Genomic DNA, 18,435 nt, shown 5'->3' on the forward strand with positions numbered 1-18,435 from the left:
GCAACTTAGGTCTGCGCGTGGCGGGTTCTGCCCTTCTCGTGAGACGGGTACATTCCGGTGGCCTTAAGCAAATCCGAGGGAGCTGGCTCTGGCGGGATCGTGGTCTCGTTACCTGGCGCCCACCTGTATATACAGGTCCTCGGGAATGCGTTACCCACACGGTTGGCGCGGTTCCCGCCGCTTCCCCATCATGACCGAACCGGCAAGCAGGCTGGAGGGCGGGCCGCTGAGCCGCATGGCTCAGCCGGGGCGTCCGAAAGGCGGCTTACCCCCGATGCCGGACCGCCGGCCTGTGACCTCGACAGACAGCGGACGTCGCGGCCCGCTTGGCGGTGGCGGCGCAGGGGTCTCCCGCTCGCCCAGACGCATGACCGAAATCGCGATTTGCGCCGCCGCAAAGACCGCCGCGCAATGCACCCAAAGCAGCAACACCGCAAAGGGCCCGATGGCTGTACGGGTCGCCAGGTGCCACAGGTTGCCCACGTCCAGCACCAGCAGGCCCGCCACGAAAACCGTGGCAAGTCCGACACCGACAAGGCTCTGCGTGATGTAAAGCCGGATGATCCGTGGCATCTGCGCCTCCCTTTCCACGTGAAAGGGTATGGCGCGCGTCGCCCGCGGCAAGGCCGGGCGCGACGTGCCGTCAACACCTCAGCGGCGCAGCAGGCCGCGCAATGCCCGGTTCCGCGGGGCCTCTGCCGCCACCCGCACAGGGGCCGGTTCCTGCGACCGCACATGCTGACGCTTGCCGCCCGAGGTGTCGTCCCCTTCCCCCATGCGCATGATCGAGATGGCGAACTGCACCCCGGCAAAGACGATGCCGTTGAACATGAACAGCATCAGCACCGCCACGACCCCCATGTCGCTGCCAGAGATCAGGTGCCAAAGGTTGGCCACGTTGAACCACAAGAGCGCGCCGACAAAGACCGCCGACAGGCCGAAACCGGCCAGGACCTGCAGGATGTAGAGACGGATGAGCTTGGGCATGGGGCGACTCCTTCGCATTCCGGGTTCAGAATACAACTTGGGGTGCAGAAGGCAACCGTACAAGGGTTAAGCCTTCGTGACCTCGTTGTACGTTTTGCCGGAATCCGCGTACGAAACGTACAAAACGTACAAAGGTCTCGCCCGGACTGGCCGCCCGGCGGGCCGGGCTCAGAAGGCCTCGGGGCGCGCCTCGCGGGCCATGTGGTCCAGCACCGCGTTCACGAAACGCGCCTCCTTGCCCTCCGGAAAGAAAGCGCTCGCCACGTCCATGTATTCGACAATGGCCACCTTCGGCGGCGTGTCGAACTCCAGCAGCTCGGCCCCCGCAACGCGGAACAGCGCCCGCAATGTCGGGTCGATCCGCGCGATGGGCCATTTCGCCACCAGCGCCCGGTCGGTCATCTGGTCGATCTTCACCTGCCAGTTGACCGCCTGTTCCAACAGCCGGGCAAAGAAATCGACATCCCCGTCGATCATCTCTTCGCCGTCGATCTGTTCGGCACCGAACCGGAACTCCAGAAACTCGCGCCGCACCTTGTCCAGCCCGGCATCCGACTGTTCCATCTGGAACAGGGCCTGAACCGCGTAGAGCCGCGAGGCGCTGCGCATCTTGCGTTTCTGGTTGCCCGAAAGCTTGGTCATGCGATGCCGGGGTCCTTGCTGGTGCCTGCGATCTGGATTTCATCGCCGAAGGGGACGAATCCCACTCCCTTGCGAGAGCCGCCCCACTTACGTTCCAGCGCCAGGAGATGCAAGGCCGCAGCCGCCGCGCCGCCGCCCTTGTTCTGACCTTTTGCCTCGGCCCGCACGCGGGCCTGTTCGTAGTTTTCCACCGTCAGGATACCGTTGCCGATGCACAGCCCCTGCAGGCCCAACAGGGTCAGCGCGCGCGAGCTGTCGTTGCACACGGTCTCGTAATGGGTGGTCTCCCCCCGGATCACGCAGCCCAGCGCGACATAGGCATCGAAATTCGACAACCGCCCGGCAATGCCGATGGCACTGGGCACTTCCAGCGCGCCTGGCACCTCGATGGTCTCATGCCAGCCACCCGCGGCCTCGATCTCGGCCTCGGCCCCGGCGACCAGCTGATCGGCGATGTCCTTGTAGTAGGGCGCCACGACGATCAACACCTTGACCGGCTTGTCGAACGACGGCCGGTCCAGCGTGTGGTGGGTCTCGTTCGATGCCATCAGCCCAGCTCCGAGATCTTGCGGGTGCCCGTGATTTCAAGACCATAGGCATCGAGGCCGACCACCTTGGGAGTGGGCGAATTGGTCAGCAGGGTCAGCTTGGACAAGCCCAACGAGGACAGGATCTGCGCCCCCAGCCCGTATTGCCGCAGCGTCTTGGGAGAGACCTCGTCGCTGGCGTCCAGGTGCTGCGAGGTATCGCGCAATAACACGACGACGCCGCGCCCTTCGCGCGCGACTTCTTCCATCGCGTGCTGGAATTCATGCGCGCGGCCCTTGGGCCCTGTACCGACCACGTCCAGCAGCGGGTCCATCGCATGCATCCGCACCAGCACCGGATCAGGGGTCGAGATATCGCCTTTCACTAGAACGATATGCTCGTCGCCGTGGGTCTCGTCGGTATAGACCCGCATCGTCCACTCGCCGCCGAACTCCGAGGTGATCGGCGCCTCCGAACGGACCTTGACCAGGTTGTCGTTACGGCGGCGGTAGGCAATCAGGTCGCTGATGGTGCCGATCTTCAGCCCGTGGCGCTGCGCAAAGGCGACCAGCTCGGGCAGGCGCGCCATCGTGCCGTCCTCGTTCATGATCTCGCAGATCACACCCGCCGGGTTCAGGCCGGCAAGACGGGAGATGTCGACCGCCGCCTCGGTGTGGCCCGCGCGGACCAGCACCCCGCCCTTGCGGGCGCGCAGCGGAAAGACATGGCCCGGCGTGGCGATGTCCGCCGCGCCCTTCGAAGCATCGACGGCCACCGCGATGGTCCGTGCGCGGTCCGCGGCGGAAATGCCCGTCGTGACCCCTTCGCGCGCCTCGATCGAAGTGGTGAAGGCGGTTTCATGCCGGGACGAATTGTTCGTCGACATCAGCGACAGGCCCAGTTCCTCGATCCGGTCCGAGGTCATGGACAGGCAGATCAGCCCGCGGCCATAAAGCGCCATGAAGTTGACCGCATCGGGCGTCGCCCATTGCGCGGGAATCACCAGGTCGCCTTCGTTCTCACGGTCTTCATGGTCGACCAGGACGAACATGCGCCCGTTGCGGGCATCGTCGATGATTTCCTCGATCGAGGAGATTGCGTTGGACCAGTCCTGTTCCACCGGTCCGGGATTTTCGAAATCGGGCATAGGGCCTCCCTCCTGCCAGTCTCAGGCGGGATACTTGAGACCCGGGCCAAATGCCAGAGGCAAGCGGACTTGAACGGAACGCCGGTTTCAAAATACACTCGGGCATTCCGGGGGGTCCCGGTCGCGCGCCCTCAGTCGAAGATGTCCTCGATCAGGTCGAAGGCCTCGCTCAACAGCTTGTAGGCCGGGCTCTTGCGCCGCTTTTTCTTCTTTTTCTTCGGCTTCTTCAGCGGCGGTTCCCAGGTTTCCCGGCGCGTGGCATGGACCTCGGGCGCGCGCTTGCGCTTGCCCTTGCGGGGCGGGCGGTGCGCCTCGGGGTCGACGGCATCGACGCGCAGGGATTTCAGGTTGTGCAGCGGCGCCCCGCAGCCGGAACAGGCCAGTTCGTGACGCCGCTCTCCTTCCAGGCGCAGCGCGGCACGGGTGCCGCAGTAACAACAGGTGGCAATCTTGGTGGTCGGCATTCAGCGCAGTTAGGCACGCGCCGCGTAAAGCGCAACCGCCGCCGCGTTCGAGACGTTCAGAGAGCCGAAGTCGCGCGCGAAATCGATCCGCACCAGCGCATCGACCGTCTCCTTGGTCTTGGGCCGCAGCCCCGGCCCCTCTGCCCCCAGCACCAGCCCGACAGGCACATCCCGCCGGCCCTCCAGCGCCTCTTCGATGGTCTGTTCCGCCTCGCCGTCCAGGCCCAGCACCAGGTATCCCATCTTCTGCAACGCGACGATCGTATCCGCCAGGTTGCGCTCGCGCAGGTAGGGCTGGCGTTCCAGCGCCCCGCTTGCGGTCTTGGCCAGGGCGCCGGTTTCCGGCGCCGCATGGTGACGGGTGCCGATCACCGCCTGCGCCCCGAAGACCTCGGCCGAGCGCAGAATCGCCCCCACGTTGTGCGGATCGGTGACGCGGTCCAGGAGGACCAGCCGCAAAGCTCCCTCGCCCGAAAGCGCCACGTCCTCCAGTCGCCCCCAGTCCAGCGGCTTGACCTCAAGCGCCGCGCCCTGGTGCACGGACCCGGGATCCAGCGGCGCGCCGAACTTGCGCGGATCGTGGATTTCGGGCGTCATGCCAGAGGCTTCGACCGCATCGGTCAGTTTCTCGGCGGCATTGGGCGTCAGGATCAGCCGCAGCTTGTCGCGCCGGGGGTTCATCAGCGCGTCGCGCACCGCGTGCAGCCCGAAAAGCCAGACGGTTTCCGCCGCCGAAGCGCGTTTCGCCTGCTCCTTCTCGATCACCCATTTCGGTTTCTTCGCCATCGCCGATGCCCCCATGTCCTGAGGTGACAGGCTTTGCATCCAAGAAGGGCCTTTGCCAAGGGAATTTCCTGTTGACGCGGATTTTGGGCGGTTGTAATCAGCCCCCCACGCCGGCAGCGACCGGCGCTCGGTGGGCGACAGGCCGCAAGGTGTGGCAGGGGACTGTAACTCCCTCGCGGAGACGCACGCTTGGTTCGATTCCAAGGTCGCCCACCAAACTCCCAAATTAAACAATGATTTCAATGCAGATGTGTCCCGCACATTTCCCGTTTTGCGTCAATGAAAATCAATGGCTTACAGGGCAAGTGTCCCGCAGATGTCGGGCTTTCTCAATCTGTCCGCGTCCCCCCACATTGCGTCGGCCCCAGGATCGTAAAATCTGTGCCTGTCAGAGGCGCCGACGTGGCGGCAACGGCGACACTGCCTGCGACGCAAGATCTGAACATGCAGCAGGCCGTTGCTCTCATGCAGGGCGGAGTTGACGCCAGCGACATTCGCACTTGCCCACTGCCACCATCACAGCGTAACGAAACTACCGGCAACCCGATTATCGGTTAAGTTGTCTTTCAGACTTGAACACCGAGGTAGTTTCATGCCGCAACAAATTGACAATATCTCCGTCTTTATCGCTTCACCTGGAGGCCTCGATGAAGAACGACAAGCGGCGTACCGCATTGTACAAGATATCAACCGCGCAAATGCCAAACACTGGGGCTGCCAACTAGAGTTGGTAGGCTGGGAAGAAACCCTCCCCGGGCATGGGCGACCTCAATCCATTATTAATCGCGATCTAGACAGATGCGAGTACTTTATTGGTTTAATTTATGACCACTGGGGCTCACCACCATCATCAGAGGATACCAAGTTTTCCTCAGGGTTCGAAGAAGAATTTGAACGTGCTCGCGGTCACGTCGCCAATGGCAAAATGAAGAATATGGTCGTATACTTTAAGGAGATTCCCCCAGAACGCTTGCGCGACCCCGGCAAATCCCTGGAAAAAGTTATCAATTTCAAAAATAAATGCTTCACCGAAAAAACAGCACTCTACAAAGAGTACACAAGCACCTCAGATTTTGAGAATGCAGCAAGAGGGATACTGACTGAGATTGGCTGGGAGGAATCAAAATTAATAAAGCCACAGCCAGAACCCGCGGCTAGCTCTGAGGAAGAAAGCACGAAACAACTCAGTGATGGCAATAGTAAAAATTCAAGAACAGAGACTTCGAAAGCCACTGGCGGCGTGATCGCAACAAGTGCAAGCGCATTTGTGTCGCAGCTTTTGAGCAGCGCAGAAGAAAATAACAAACCCACAAATACAGATATTGCAAGATTTCGTTTGATTGGCTGCTCCATGAAGTCGCCCGGAAATGACGAAGAATACTTAGGGAACCACGACGCGAACCTCCTTTTCAACTCGAGAGAACAGCATTCATGGTCCGACCAAGAAGTCATAGAACTGATAAAGTGCGGAGTTGCCGGCTACCGCGACCAAAATGTTCCACTTTGGTACTGGGTTGAACTCCTAAAGAAAAGGCTCCCCAAGTATGACTACTTAGATATTATGTCAGTCATCGGAAGCGAACAAGTGAAGCCGAACGCGATCCGTTTGTCTCAATTACTTGGGCGGACGACACCAGAAATTAGCGACGTTCTCACTCGCGAAGACACAATAAAAAATTGGTTGTCGCATGAAAATCCGAGCAGCGTCTTTGATGCCGCTATAAGTTTTTTAAGCACCAACGGAACGCTAGACGATCTACCCTTTCTTGAAGCTTCACTCGCTGATTTTGAAGGCAATGAGAAAGAAGGCATTCAGAAGGCAATTGTTTTCGTTCAATTGAAGGAGGGTGAAGCCAAAGCTCTTGATAGGGTCTTAGATTTTGAAATTTCCGATGTCGGTGCAGAACTATTGGATACTCTTTTCTCACAGCCTTCGTCATTGACCTCTGAATTGCTTCGAAAGTGTCTGGCCGCAAACGACGGCAAGGTGAGAGCGAAGGCACTTGCATTGCTCAATTCTAGAAAAGCAACTTCAAAAGAAGAGGCTGAAAGTATGCTTGGCGACAGTAACTTTGCGGCGAGACTGCAAGCGGTCGAGGCGTTGCATTCACTTGGGAATCCCCTAGACGAAGATTTGACTAAGACAACTTTGACCAAAACAAAAGCCCGTAGCAGGTTTGGTGTTACATCACCTCTCTTCTCACTTTCCGATCAAACGGACCGCTCCTACTATGACGAATTTTGTTTAAACAGATGGTCTGAATTAAGTTTCAGCCAACTTAAGTCACTGGTAGATAAAGCCGGGCCATTCTTGGGGGGAGAAATTTCAATTCTTTACCAAAAATTTGCCGGGAAAATTGCAGGCGAACTCCGATGCAATCTTGCAGATGGATTTGAAACATTCTTCAAAAATCGAGAAGAAGAGTTTGCTGCGCAGATAGGCGGAAAAGAAACAGACATGTATCGCCGCCTGGAGAAACTTTTACCGATCACAAAACGAATTGTCGTTACCGATGCCCTGAAAGGGCTTTGTGGATTAAGAAAAAGAGATGATCTGCCACTCGTTCGCGATGTAATCGACAATTGCAACGTAGATGCGTCCGATGAAGTCTTGAGATTTCTAGGATCGTTCGGAGATTGGAGTGATTTTGGGAGAATAACCTCATTGTCGGGCTACCCATTAACAAACGCTGGAATCCTGTCCGTCTACAAATCTGGATTTGAGAAGGAAAGAGCATCTGCACTTCTCGGAATTTCCAGAAAACAGATAGCCGACCTCTTATCGGAGAACATCGAACATTCCATCAGAAAGGAGATTCTGCTGGCTCTAACCTCTACACACCTTACCGAGATGAGCGACGAAATACTTCTGTCTGAGCTAAACCGCGAGGGAGATACCTGCCGAATAATATTGGCGCTGCAATGCTGCATTCATTTACCGAAGCGCAGGATTTCAAAATTGATGGATAGACATGTTTCCCGCGATGGCCATCGTTTTTATAACACTGTCCATTGCCTGGATATCGGCGCCAGCCTTCCCGGCAAGGTTGCAAAGTCTCTCGCTCGGAAAAATCTGCGTCTTCTGGGGAATGGTTGAGCCTCACTTTCTTCGCATTCCGCTCTCTGAGTAACTCGGCTTTCTCCAAGAAACGTCGCATCGAAGTGGCATGGGACTGTCTGGGTGAATGAAAATAGATCGCACACCGCGATTTGGGAAACCAGGTCGCGCGCGAAACACCCATTCGGTCAGAGCGCAGCGCAAGGCTGCTATCCGCCCTCCTGCGTGAGGCAACGCTAACCCAATCGCCCCTGTCCCGTCTTCCAAAGATGTCCCGTCGAACGTCCGCTCTTCAGCCGTATTTTGCGTAGCTGAGTTTCGTTCGACCAATCTGTGGCACCTATGGGAGGTCAGAGCATCGTTCAATTGGTTTCGAAAAGTCTGAAGGACTATGTTTCGGATAGTTTGAGACGACGGATTATGACCTGCCCCCTGCTGGTCCCTCATTCATGAAGAGAGTCTGCAGGTTGGATTCGGGTATTGGGCTTCGCCCTCGGGCGCAAACGCGCCGGGCGCGGAGCCCTCAAATTGCTCAAGCGCTCGCGCGCCTGCTGTGGGGGCTGGTTGGCCAAAGATGAGTGGGGTCTGACCGTGTTGTAATCGTAGCGCCAGAGCGCCAGCTTTCGCCGCGCTTATCAACGCGACGTGCAGTACCCCGGCACCTCACCACGGAACGGCCCAGCCGCCACCTGCACCTCTACATACCCACCCTGCGGATCGAACCGCGCACAGCGCGCACAGACCCCCTGCCCGATCAGCACTGCGCCGATGTCGCGGCCATCGTCCAGCACGCAGCGGCCGACCTCTCGATCGTATGTCCGGTCACCGTTCAGCCTGCAGGTTAGGTGCCGCCCCTCGACCAGGTCGCGCATGGCAGCGGTCGCGAGCTTCCCGAAGTCAGAGCCGCTTTCCTCGCAGTTCAACCCGTTGAGGCGGATAGGGATGCCGGAGACCTCGATCGTGTCGCCGTCGCGGATGTGGGTGACGCGGCCCGTGACCAGGTTGGGATCTGCGGGCAGATCGCCGGCACGATCCAAGGCCCAGCCACCGGCAACGACGACGAGGAGGGCCGGAAGGATACCCCGTCGAAGGCCACGTCGCATTCTCTGACCGATCCGAAACATCTCACCTCCAAAAACAACACGCAGACGTTGCCTCTACCTCGATCCCGCAAGTCGATCAACGCGCAACCCGACATTTTGGTGTATATATTTACACAAAATTATTTACGGCTTCTGCGAAATGGTGTATCTATATACACATGAAAGGAGGGGCGATGGAGCTGGAACGAAACTCAAGAAAGCTCCTGAAAGTTCTGAAAGGCCAAGGTTTTGAACTCGTCTCGATCAAGGGAGACCATCACAAACTTCGGAAAGGCGACACGACAGTGATCGTACCCCACCCGAAGAAAGACCTGCCAATCGGAACCGTCAGAGCGATATACAAACAGGCCGGGCTTCTTTAGCCCGGCCAGCCATCGCCCTTCCGACCACCACAGCACCCACAGGAACCGACACATGCGCTACTATATTGCCCTCGTTCACCACGACGAAGACAGCGCCTATGGCCTGACCTTCCCGGATCTGCCCGGCGCCTTCGCGGCTGCGGACACTTGGGACGGCATCCCCCAGGCCGCCGCCGAGGCGCTGGACCTCTGGTTCGAGGATCAGCCGGACGTCGAGGAATCGTCGCTGGAAGAGATCCGCCAGCGACCGGACGTCGCCGAGGAACTGGAGGCCGGGGCCGTCCTGATGCCGGTCCCCTACATCCCTGCAGACACGGCCGCCGCGCGGGTCAACATCACGCTGGAACGCGGGCTGCTGCGCGCGATCGACGAAACCGCCAAGGCCCGCAAGATGACCAGGTCGTCGTTCCTGGCATCAGCAGCGCGGCGAGAGCTGGTGGGGGCAGCGTGAAACTCATCAATCCGTGCTAGAACGCAGGGACCGAGCCGAGGTGACCGAGAGCGGCCCCCTGCGGACATTCGGACTTGGTGGGGGACATGACCGGTCCCAGCACTTTGGGGATAGTCCATCTGGACGCAGGTCAGGCCTGCTATAAGCAAAAGACTAGCGCGTGCCGCAGTCGACGGCTACCAAGGAATGTGCTTCTGACGCATCTTCCCATTTGAAAGTAACGGAGTAAACTTCTTGAAGATCAATAGCGTGAGCGTGAAAGGGTATCGCACCATCAAGGAGGAATTGGCCTTCAATATGGATAGGTCCATCACCTTTGTTGGGCCAAACAATTCCGGAAAGACAAATACGCTCAAGGCAATTAAGTATTTTTTCACTGGGTATGAGAATAAATTCTCCTATGACTTTGAGGCGGATATTTGCAAGGGTGAAAAATCACTCAGAACCAGCATTCAATTGACCGTCGGAGAAATAAACCCGCTAGAAGACTCTGATATTATTGAAACTGTAGATGCCATCAGGGCGGCTCTCTTGATCATGCCAGGTCCTGTTGAAGAGATTACCCTTTACCTCACCTTCTCACCCAATTCAAACCCTGTATATCGCGTATACCCGAATAGCAAGAGCCCCAAAGGTAGTGAAGGGGTCGCATACTCAAGGCTTGTTAGACGACTTTTCGACCTTGTATTAGATCGAGTTTCGATCCATTACATCCCCTCCGAGAAAAGTGTAGTAGAATTATACAAGGGGCTTGTTGAACCATTTCTGTTCAGAGAGCTTTACGACGTTATTCTTCCTCACCTGGGAGAACTTGATCAAAAACTCACAAGCATTGCCGGCGAGATAAACGACATACTTGCAGACGGAGGCTTGAGCGCTATTTCCTCGTCCTTTTCACTACCTAAGAATCCGGAGAGCTTTTTTAGGGATGTGAATTTCAACCTCAGAGATATAAATGAAACAAGCGTATTTGAGAAGGGGATGGGCATCCAGTCAGCGACACTAATGAGTGGTTTTTGCTGGATTGCTAAGCAGGAACGCCAAGCGGGTAAGCTTTCTGTTTGGCTTCTGGAGGAGCCGGAATCGTTCCTGCATCCAGAGATGGTTGGGCAATGCCTGCGCCTCCTGTCGAAGTTGGCGGAAGATGCTCAGGTAATTACAACAACTCACTCTTTAGGCTTCGTACCCCAAGATCCGAGCAAAGTAATCGGCGTTCAATTGAATGCAGGCTGGACTGAGACTGAGAAATTCAAAACATACCATGAGGCCACAAAAAAAATCCGATCTTCTCTTGGAGTGCGCTTCTCCGACTACTACAATCTTTCATCCTTTAATGTTTTTGTTGAAGGTCAAACCGACCGCCTCTACCTCAAAACTGTCCTGAAAGGGATTTCGAAGAATCCAAGCCTGTGCGACGAATATCCAACACTTATGTCAGAAGACTTGAGCGTCCAAGATTTTGGAGGGACATCAGGACTTGAAGGTTTCTTAAAGGCGACCTTTGAGTTCATCAAAGGGGAGCGAGCAACGATCACGCTTTTCGATGGAGACGATGCTGGCGATAGGGCGAGAAAAGCTCTCCAAGGATACCTCGGCAATAAGAATATCGGATTCGAACACAATCGTGACTTTGTGATTCTTCGAGATCGGTTCGCTGTTGAGGGCTTACTGCCGGACTCGTGGATCAAAGAGATATATAATGATCACCCAGGCTGGTTTGCGGATTATGCAGAAGATTCCGGAGGAGCAATCCTCCCTTTTAAAGTCAAAGATGCAAATAAAGATAGCTACCTGAAAGCCTTCGAGCACATGGTTTCTGAGCGGGAAACAGACGAGTGGATGGGGCGATGGAAGCCTGTATTGGATGCTTGCGAAAAATCACTTTCGGATCAGCATGCCCGGCTTATGTGACGCTTAAATAGAAAAGGTCGACCTGTTGCAAAGCTACAGCTAACTGCGCTGTTCTGCGCGACCACGGCAGCGCAGTTAGCGATCTCTGCCGTTCTTGCGATCCTTAGCGAAGGTCCGCTCTCCGCCCCTCCCGGACGATTACGAACCGGGCAACTCCTCCTGCCCCGCGGCTTTCGCCTGCGTGTGAACCGCACAGCCCCCCAAAACTCAGACGCTGGGCAAGGCATCAACTAACTTTGACAGCTTGCCCCGTGATCGAGTATCAGCGCCCTGCGGCGAGGCCGGATCAGCCTGAAAGGACGGCTGGACGGAAGCGGAATTAGACCGTGGATGGTTCGCACCGCCTCCCGCTCCACTCACATCCCACCCAACAGTTCCCGCGTCCAGCCGGACATCGACCTCATCCGCGCGCGATACTCCGGGGCCAGGGCCTGCCAGGCGGGCCGGAAGGTCTCGCAGGCCTTCCACGGCTGGCGCCCTTCGTCCCAGTAGTGCGGGCGGTCATCCATAGGCACGCCGCACAGGACGACCCGGTCGAATCCCATGTCGATCAGCGCGACCTTGGCCGCGAACAGGCCGGATGATCCGGACCTGGTCTGCCCCGGGAACTTGTAGGGGATGAACTCCGTTCCCTCGGGCAGATCCTTGCCCGCGTGACAGCGCCCCGCCGCACCGTGGCCCAGGTGGCGCCGCGCGGGCGGATAGCCGCGATCGGCGCGCCCCCGCACCCAGCCCTTGCCGATCCAGTGCGTCGCGTGCAGCGACACCCAGGCGTCCAGCTCTCCCGGCCAGACCATGCCCGCATCGTTCGCCGCGATCGCGCCGTCGACCGGGCCGCCATAGGCGGAAATGTCGTCCTGCAGCGTGCCACCGCCGCCCAGGACAAGGCAGGTTCTCATCTAAGCAACTCCGGAACGATGGCGCGGACGTCATGGTGCGCCTCGACCCAGGCGCGCGCGGGCGCGGCACCGCGGGCCGCCGCGACGACCTCGGACAAGTCGGGCGTGATCCCGCCCCTGCCCGAATAGCTGTTGTGCATCTGGCGGGTCAGGTCGCCGTCCAGCATGGTCGACGGTTGACCCGAATCCAGTTTCTGGCAACCATGACCTGCAATCGACAAATAGCCGGTAAGATCGCAAGACGAGGCAGATCCGGCTGACCAAAATACCATTTTTTAAGGTTGAATATGAAGCACTTGTTTCTCGCCGTTGTCCTTCTGTTCCCCAACGCGGTATTCGCAAACTATTACATAGGGGTAAGAGTTTCAGATACATCCAAGAAATGCAGTGTTCAGGTTAATGAGGTAACATCCGACAGGGCCCGAAACGCGGGCATCGTGAGCGGCGATGTCGTCAAGAAAGTCGATACGCTCAAGGTCTGCACCAATGAAGCGCTCATTGCGGCGGTTCAGAAGGCCGGCATCGATGGCAACCAAAAGGTAACTGTAACACTTACTTCAAAAAACGGCTCCACCAAGACCATAGACGTACCGATCAAAAGCAGGGAACGCCCGTCCGCTGCATACCGCGCATACTCGATCAAGGAGGAGCCGTTTTATGCCCTTCCACTCCTCGTTGGTATCCATCCCCGGCAAGTGGATTGCGCACTTTCTCATGCACCAACCTGGTTTTCCGGAAGCCTGCGGGACCTGGCCGAAGAAGCCGTTTTCATTGCTTTCAGTCTCGGCGGGAACGAGGATCGTCTTCAGAGCGCTATGATGAAGCTGCCCCTAAGCTATCCCGGGACTATGGCTTGGATCTTGACCCAAGACAAAGAGAAGATGGAGCGGGAGTTCAGAGCTTTCGGAGACATCATGGAATCGAAAGATCCCTGCAATTTTTCGAACATCTCCGATCCAGCAAAGATCTACGAAACCTCAGGCCCTTTCCAATCGGTTATCGGCATAACTTACAGCACAAACAGCGAAGCTGTGATTGCAGACCTTTACCCTGACATGGTCCTCAACTCGATTGGCAAACAAGCCGGTTTCGGGCCTGGCCAGGATTCTACATCCGTCGGTGTCTACGTATCGGGCATTAAAGATGGAATGGCCGCGCAGAACGTGGGGCTTGAAGCCGGCGACATCATTACCTCGATCAACGGCATCCCCGTAAATGCAGAGAACCTCAAGGAGGTCGTCCGCAAGTTTCCGCCCGGTCAAACTGTTTTTGCGGTCGTACTGAAGAAGGGAGCGCTGAAAGTCCAACAGGTCGGACTGCTCCTGTCGGAGCGACCTGAGCCCGAAGACTGACGGCTTCCGCAGCTTTTCGACCGCGCGTGCAGGATCTCACTACCCGGGAACTGCGATGAGGGCATCGACTCCGGCTTGGCGTAGATAATGCCTTTGCAAGCATAGGGCGATCTTCACTGCGCAAGCTCCGCCCGCCTCTTCGCGCTCGCCGGCGTGTGATCGGCACAGCGGGCGCGGGTCCAGACACCGGCCGCACAGCCGCGCGCAACGGTTTCGTCGATGCGCTCCTGGTCCTCGATCGTCAGGCCCTGCGCGCCGGGCAGCGCGTCACCGAGGGTCGCTGACAGGCCCGGCACACTCTCCGGCTGCGAAATCCCACAGCCCCCCAGAAGCAACACAGTCGCGGCGGCCCAGCTCCGCCCAGATCGCGGCTTTCGTGGCATCGTCATTCTCCTGTTGGATGTCCCGGGCATGGTCGCGCCTCCCCAGCGCGTAGATCCCGGCGGCAAGGCTGGCGGCCAGCGCCAGCGCGATGGCAAGGCGGGTCACGCCTCGATCTCCGGCAGGTCGATGGTCTGCCCCGCAAGCTGGTGCGTGCTGTCCGGCAGGAACCGGATGCGGCCATTCTCGACAAAGCTGTGGCATCGCTGGGTCTTCCTCTCCGGGCCCCACTCTCTCCACGCATTGATCGACGGGCTGATCGTCGGCCGGTCGACGTCACCGTTGAACGACCAGACCGGGCGCTGCGCAGAGTCGGTGTTCAGAACATGCGTCCAGCCGCAGCCGGGGCAGTCGAAGGAAACGGATTGGCCCCGCCGAGTAACCCGGCTCACTTCCACACCGCCTTCAAGACGCGCACGAGGACCAGCAGGCCGAGAGCAGCGGCCAGGAACAGGCCCAGCCCCCATGCCGCATCCAGCGCCCAGGGTGGCGCGCTGTCGATCACGCGGGCGCCGCCATAGCCCGTCCCTGCCCCGCCCAGCACCTTGGTCGCCTCCTTCAGCGAGGTGTCGATGCGCGAGGTGACGGGGTCCTTGGGGTCCGGCTGCGGCGCGGCGCGGATCTGGCGCAGGGCGGTCATGACTTCGTCGATGCTGGCGTGCGCCTTGTTGAGCCCGTCACCCGCGTAGTAGCTCTGCCCGGCCCGCACGGTGCGCCCCTTGACCTGGACATCATGCGGCACCGGCAGGCTCGCCCACTCTTTCGCCAGCGACAGGGCGAAGGCCTCGGGCGCCATGCGGCCGGCCAGGAAATCGTCCAGGCCGCGACGCCGCAGCAGCCCCAGCGCCAGCCGGTCCTGCGTGGCCCGGTCGTACCGGGCGGTCAGGGGCACGCCCGCCTCGCGGTAGAGCCCGCGCAGCGTGTCCTCCAGGATCTGGTAGGCCCCCGCCGCCTCGCTGTTGTACCGGCGGTCGATGCTGTCCTGCCAGTCCAGCACCTGCCCCACGGTCATCTCGACCAGCGGGCGCGGCGGGTGATCCTGCGATTTGATCCCGCCCCAGACGGCGCCGTAATCGTCGGCGCTTTCGTGCAGGCGCAGAACCGCCAGCAGCGGTTCGACCGCCGCGATGGTCTTGTCGGTCATGCCGAGTCCTTTCGATTGTCGGATGTGTCGTCGCGCACCAGCGCGCGCGGCAGCAGCGGCCCCCGGCGCCAGAGGCCCCAGAGGTTCAGCGCCAGGCAGCGCTTCACTTGAGGCCCAGGGCCTGGGCCAGCTTGTCCCAGAACAGCGCCACGCCCCCGGCAGCCATCGACCCGAGACAGCCCAGAACGATCCCCGCGCCGGTCATGCGGGCCTTCCAGCTGGTGACGGATCGCGTGACCGGCTCGACCTCGTCCAGCCGCGCCTCGATCCCGCTGATGCGCAACTCGCGCAGGTTGTCCTCCTGCCTCTGGCGGACAAGTTCCTCGCGCAGACCCTCGGTCGCCGCCCGCTGGGTCTCTGCCTCGTGCAGCATGCGTTCCATCGTCCCGGCGAGGCGCCCCAGTTCGGCGGCCAGTCGTTCCTCTGTCATGCGAAGGTGACCGCCCCGGCGGCGCTGACCACCTCCCAGATCCCCGCCTCCAGGCATTCGACGGTGATGCAGCCGGGCACGGCGATGGTGGCCGTACTGGCGCTACCGTGAAAGCTGTCCCCGCTGGTGACGACATAGCCGACCGCATTGCCGCCGGTGTTGCGGTTGGCCAGGGTGAATGTCGCGCCCACCACGGCGGGCGGCAGCGTCCAGTTCGCCGCCGTGCCGCCGGTGTAGATGCAGTTCTGCCCGACCATGTCATAGGTCAGGGTCTGGGCCGTGGTGCGCTTGAAGATGCCGCGGAAGACGTTGTTGGCGATCCGGATCGTGCCCGCCAGGGTCACGCCGCTGGCGATGTCGAATTCGTTGCCCGTGGCGGCCTTGACCTGGTTCATGGCGACCAGCAGGTCCTGCACCGTCTCGGACCCGCCGATGGCAATGCCGAAGTTGGACCCGGCGTTCGACACGTCGACGATGTTCTCGATGATGCTGATCCGCTCGAAGGTCGATCCGTCGTTTTCCGTGTTGATCCGGATGCCGTAGACGATCGAGGCCGCCGTCGCCGCATCGACGGAGATCACGTTGCCGGTGCAGGAATACTGTTTCGGGCCGGTGGTGGCCGTCTCCAGCATGATGATCGAACAGGTCTGGGAATCGGCGCCAAGGTATTCGGTGATCACGTTGCCGCGGATCGCCACATCGTTGGTGTCCAGCCAGGTGAAGATCACGCTGACCGCCTTCGACTTGGCGCTGACATTGTCCGAGACGTTGACCCCGTGGCCGTCGCGGGCCGAGACGGCGATGTCGTACTGGGTGCAGCCCTCGGTGTAATTGCCGGTGCAGCTGACGTTTTCCGCCTGGATGTAGATGCCGGTCTGGTTGGCAGAGGTGCCATCGCACTTGATGACGTTGTCCGACACGACGCAGGCATAGCCATAGGGCGCATCCAGCGGCGAGGCCTCGCGCGACAGGCCCTTGACCGCGATCGCGCCGTTGTTCGCGCGCCCGCCGTTCTCGATCACGTTGTCGCTGACGTTGGAAAACCGGCACTTGGTATAGATCGCCTCGGCATCCTGCGTGCCGGCGTTGTAGAGATCGAAGACGATGTTGCCGCTGATGACCGCCCGCTTGCCGAAACAGATCGCGGCGTGGGTTTCCGCATCGGACACGCTGGACACGATGTTCTCAAAGACATTGCCCTCGATCACGTAATCGCCGCGGTTGTCCATTTCGTCGGTGTCGTTCCCGCCGAACTGGATGCAGAAGATCGTCCCGGCGCGGGTGATGTCGAGGAAGTAGTTGCCCGTCGCGCGCCCGGTGCCGATCTGGTCCGCCTGCACGATGAAGCCGGATCCGCAGTCATGAACATAGTTGTCGGTCAGCCGGATGCGGTCGATCGTGATGGTCTGCGTCGTGGTGTCGATGCACTTGTCCCAGCCGGTCAGCACCGTGTCGTGGAACTGCAGGAAGCCCACGCCGTGGGCCAGGTCAAAGATCCGCTGCGAGGCATCGCAGGACAGGGTGACCTGCCGCGCCCGGAAATCGTCAATCGCCGCCGACGCGGTGAAGGCGGCGCCCGACCCGGTGTAATTCAGCGTGCCCCGGCCCGAGAAATGCACCCCACCCGACGGCAGGGTGATCGCCGTCGAGAAGTTGATCGTGGTGCCGCGCTTGGTGACGATCTCGGCCCCCGCCGCCCGCGTCACCGCCGCCTGTAGCGCCGCGCCGGTCGTGCCGAAGGCTGCCAGGTGATAGCGGCCCCGGCTGTCCGGCAGGACCTCGAACGCGACCCCGCCGGCGTTGGTGAAATCTCCGCCAGAGGCCACGACCTGCACGGCCAGCCCCTCGGACCGCGTCCGCACGATCGTGCCATTGGCGAACCCCGTGTGGCTGGCGCTGGCCAGCGCCGCCCGGTCATCGTAGACGATGTCGCCCAGCCACCCCAGCAGCACGCCCGCGCCGCTGACGTTCTGGTAGACGCGCATGCCCGGCGCCGTCGACACAAGGAAGATGTCGTCGCTGACCGTGGCCGCCTCGCCCGCCGCCAGGCTGGCATAGATCGGATTCCCCGCCGCCTGCGCGGCCAGTTCGGCCACGCCCTGCGCCGCCTCCGCCGCCGTCTGCGCGGCCTCGGACCCGGTCTCTGCCAGCTCTGCCGCGGTCTGCGCGGCCTCTGCCGCCGCCTGTGCCGCCTGTGCGCCCGACAGCGTGGCCGCCGCGCTGGAGGTCGAGGTCAGCCGGTACTGCGTGCCGTCGTAGCGGAAGTCGATGACCATGTCCTCGACCAGGAACCCGGCCGCCAGGGCGCTGCCGTCCGCGTCGACCAGCGCCAGCGCGCTGCCCCCGTCCACAGCAACGGTGACGGCGCCGGTATTGTCCGCTGCCACCTGCATGGTGAAGGTCTCGGCAAAGGCGCCCGACTGCCAGGACCGGTTCGCGGTGGCCGCGATCGCATCCGCCGTCCCGCCCGCCGTCAGGATCACCGGGTCCGACGAGGTGAACCCCTCGGGCAGGTCGGCGACCTTGACCCAGGCGTCGGACTGTTCCTGGTAGACACCGCGGTTCGAGGCCGTGGCATCGTTCAGCACCATCGCGAAGCTGCCACTGGTCACGCCCGAGGCCGTGGGCAGATCGGCAAGATCGTCCTCGTAATAGCCGATGGCCGAGCCCAGCAGGCTCTCGAAATACGCCAGCAGCGTCGCCAGCTCGGTCGAAACGACCTGGTGGTCCGCACGATTGGGAAGGCCCAGCACCACGGTGCGGGCGGGAAGAGCAACAGCCATGCTCGCC

At 60.1% G+C, this 18,435-nt stretch carries 20 protein-coding genes, 1 tRNA gene, 1 other RNA gene and 1 pseudogene; 7 read left to right on the forward strand and 16 right to left on the reverse strand.

Annotation, left to right across the window (positions count from 1 at the left end; translation table 11 throughout):
- Positions 1 to 21: 21 nt before the first annotated feature.
- A non-coding RNA gene (gene ssrS / locus BLQ71_RS27145) (6S RNA) lies at positions 22 to 178 on the forward strand.
- 62 nt (positions 179 to 240) lie between these two features.
- Here ssrS and BLQ71_RS10355 read toward each other — a convergent pair.
- The 7 genes from BLQ71_RS10355 to rlmB form a co-directional block, all read right to left on the reverse strand.
- Positions 241 to 573 carry a hypothetical protein gene (locus BLQ71_RS10355; RefSeq protein ID WP_074621654.1) on the reverse strand — a complete coding sequence of 111 codons (333 nt, stop codon included), beginning with the start codon at positions 571 to 573 and terminating at the stop codon, positions 241 to 243.
- A 78-nt stretch (positions 574 to 651) separates the two neighbouring features.
- On the reverse strand, positions 652 to 987 hold the full coding sequence (locus BLQ71_RS10360; protein WP_074621655.1) for a hypothetical protein: 336 nt from the start codon (positions 985 to 987) through the stop codon (positions 652 to 654).
- Positions 988 to 1,155: 168 nt separating this feature from the next.
- Positions 1,156 to 1,629: a transcription antitermination factor NusB gene (gene nusB, locus BLQ71_RS10365; protein ID WP_043138178.1), complete on the reverse strand. Its 474-nt coding sequence runs from the start codon at positions 1,627 to 1,629 to the stop codon at positions 1,156 to 1,158.
- Entirely contained in the window at positions 1,626 to 2,177 is a 552-nt protein-coding gene (locus BLQ71_RS10370; RefSeq protein ID WP_043138180.1) for a 6,7-dimethyl-8-ribityllumazine synthase, read from the reverse strand. Before BLQ71_RS10370 ends, nusB begins: the two co-directional genes overlap by 4 nt.
- The gene (gene ribB / locus BLQ71_RS10375) at positions 2,177 to 3,304 is read right to left on the reverse strand and encodes a 3,4-dihydroxy-2-butanone-4-phosphate synthase (protein ID WP_074621656.1); all 1,128 of its coding nucleotides are present in this window, start codon (positions 3,302 to 3,304) and stop codon (positions 2,177 to 2,179) included. Before ribB ends, BLQ71_RS10370 begins: the two co-directional genes overlap by 1 nt.
- A gap of 131 nt (positions 3,305 to 3,435) precedes the next feature.
- Positions 3,436 to 3,768, reverse strand: a complete 333-nt coding sequence (locus BLQ71_RS10380) for a hypothetical protein (protein WP_074621657.1) — start codon at positions 3,766 to 3,768, stop codon at positions 3,436 to 3,438.
- Positions 3,769 to 3,777: 9 nt separating this feature from the next.
- On the reverse strand, positions 3,778 to 4,554 hold the full coding sequence (gene rlmB / locus BLQ71_RS10385) for a 23S rRNA (guanosine(2251)-2'-O)-methyltransferase RlmB (RefSeq protein ID WP_074621813.1): 777 nt from the start codon (positions 4,552 to 4,554) through the stop codon (positions 3,778 to 3,780).
- A gap of 132 nt (positions 4,555 to 4,686) precedes the next feature.
- Between rlmB and BLQ71_RS26385 the strand changes: the two genes are divergently transcribed.
- A tRNA-Tyr gene (locus BLQ71_RS26385) sits at positions 4,687 to 4,770 on the forward strand.
- 376 nt (positions 4,771 to 5,146) lie between these two features.
- Entirely contained in the window at positions 5,147 to 7,651 is a 2,505-nt protein-coding gene (locus BLQ71_RS10390) for a DUF4062 domain-containing protein (RefSeq protein ID WP_074621658.1), read from the forward strand.
- 408 nt (positions 7,652 to 8,059) lie between these two features.
- On the opposite strand, the pseudogene BLQ71_RS10395 reads toward BLQ71_RS10390, so the two are convergent.
- Together BLQ71_RS10395 and BLQ71_RS10400 are read right to left on the reverse strand one after the other, a co-directional pair.
- A pseudogene (locus BLQ71_RS10395) lies at positions 8,060 to 8,244 on the reverse strand (integrase core domain-containing protein); the annotation flags it as partial.
- A 3-nt stretch (positions 8,245 to 8,247) separates the two neighbouring features.
- Entirely contained in the window at positions 8,248 to 8,715 is a 468-nt protein-coding gene (locus BLQ71_RS10400; RefSeq protein ID WP_133066141.1) for a thermonuclease family protein, read from the reverse strand.
- Positions 8,716 to 8,888: 173 nt separating this feature from the next.
- Between BLQ71_RS10400 and BLQ71_RS10405 the strand changes: the two genes are divergently transcribed.
- From BLQ71_RS10405 to BLQ71_RS10415, 3 genes are all read left to right on the forward strand, one after another.
- Positions 8,889 to 9,077, forward strand: a complete 189-nt coding sequence (locus BLQ71_RS10405) for a type II toxin-antitoxin system HicA family toxin (protein ID WP_198548535.1) — start codon at positions 8,889 to 8,891, stop codon at positions 9,075 to 9,077.
- A gap of 52 nt (positions 9,078 to 9,129) precedes the next feature.
- Complete coding sequence (locus BLQ71_RS10410) at positions 9,130 to 9,528, forward strand: type II toxin-antitoxin system HicB family antitoxin (protein ID WP_074621659.1); 399 nt, start codon at positions 9,130 to 9,132, stop codon at positions 9,526 to 9,528.
- A 234-nt stretch (positions 9,529 to 9,762) separates the two neighbouring features.
- The gene (locus BLQ71_RS10415) at positions 9,763 to 11,439 is read left to right on the forward strand and encodes an ATP-dependent nuclease (protein ID WP_074621660.1); all 1,677 of its coding nucleotides are present in this window, start codon (positions 9,763 to 9,765) and stop codon (positions 11,437 to 11,439) included.
- A 356-nt stretch (positions 11,440 to 11,795) separates the two neighbouring features.
- Here BLQ71_RS10415 and BLQ71_RS10420 read toward each other — a convergent pair whose 3' ends face one another.
- The gene (locus BLQ71_RS10420) at positions 11,796 to 12,338 is read right to left on the reverse strand and encodes a hypothetical protein (RefSeq protein ID WP_074621661.1); all 543 of its coding nucleotides are present in this window, start codon (positions 12,336 to 12,338) and stop codon (positions 11,796 to 11,798) included.
- The gene (locus BLQ71_RS26390) at positions 12,335 to 12,505 is read right to left on the reverse strand and encodes a hypothetical protein (RefSeq protein ID WP_157923297.1); all 171 of its coding nucleotides are present in this window, start codon (positions 12,503 to 12,505) and stop codon (positions 12,335 to 12,337) included. Before BLQ71_RS26390 ends, BLQ71_RS10420 begins: the two co-directional genes overlap by 4 nt.
- A 270-nt stretch (positions 12,506 to 12,775) precedes the next feature.
- On the opposite strand from BLQ71_RS26390, the gene BLQ71_RS10425 reads away from it, so the two are divergent.
- A complete protein-coding gene (locus BLQ71_RS10425) occupies positions 12,776 to 13,690 on the forward strand; it encodes a PDZ domain-containing protein (protein WP_346223461.1) in 915 nt (304 codons plus the stop codon).
- Positions 13,691 to 13,957: 267 nt separating this feature from the next.
- Here the strand turns inward: BLQ71_RS10425 and BLQ71_RS26395 are convergent, their stop codons facing one another.
- From BLQ71_RS26395 to BLQ71_RS10450, 5 genes are all read right to left on the reverse strand, one after another.
- Entirely contained in the window at positions 13,958 to 14,179 is a 222-nt protein-coding gene (locus BLQ71_RS26395; protein ID WP_157923298.1) for a hypothetical protein, read from the reverse strand.
- Positions 14,176 to 14,463: a ubiquitination-like system serine protease family protein gene (locus BLQ71_RS10435; protein WP_198548536.1), complete on the reverse strand. Its 288-nt coding sequence runs from the start codon at positions 14,461 to 14,463 to the stop codon at positions 14,176 to 14,178. Before BLQ71_RS10435 ends, BLQ71_RS26395 begins: the two co-directional genes overlap by 4 nt.
- The gene (locus BLQ71_RS10440; protein ID WP_074621665.1) at positions 14,460 to 15,215 is read right to left on the reverse strand and encodes a lysozyme family protein; all 756 of its coding nucleotides are present in this window, start codon (positions 15,213 to 15,215) and stop codon (positions 14,460 to 14,462) included. Before BLQ71_RS10440 ends, BLQ71_RS10435 begins: the two co-directional genes overlap by 4 nt.
- A 103-nt stretch (positions 15,216 to 15,318) precedes the next feature.
- The gene (locus BLQ71_RS10445) at positions 15,319 to 15,645 is read right to left on the reverse strand and encodes a hypothetical protein (RefSeq protein WP_074621666.1); all 327 of its coding nucleotides are present in this window, start codon (positions 15,643 to 15,645) and stop codon (positions 15,319 to 15,321) included.
- Positions 15,642 to 18,428, reverse strand: a complete 2,787-nt coding sequence (locus tag BLQ71_RS10450; RefSeq protein ID WP_074621667.1) for a hypothetical protein — start codon at positions 18,426 to 18,428, stop codon at positions 15,642 to 15,644. Before BLQ71_RS10450 ends, BLQ71_RS10445 begins: the two co-directional genes overlap by 4 nt.
- Positions 18,429 to 18,435 lie beyond the last annotated feature (7 nt).

Origin of the sequence: Antarctobacter albus, from assembly GCF_900101505.1 — a bacterium.
Taxonomy (GTDB): Bacteria; Pseudomonadota; Alphaproteobacteria; order Rhodobacterales; family Rhodobacteraceae; genus Antarctobacter; species Antarctobacter albus.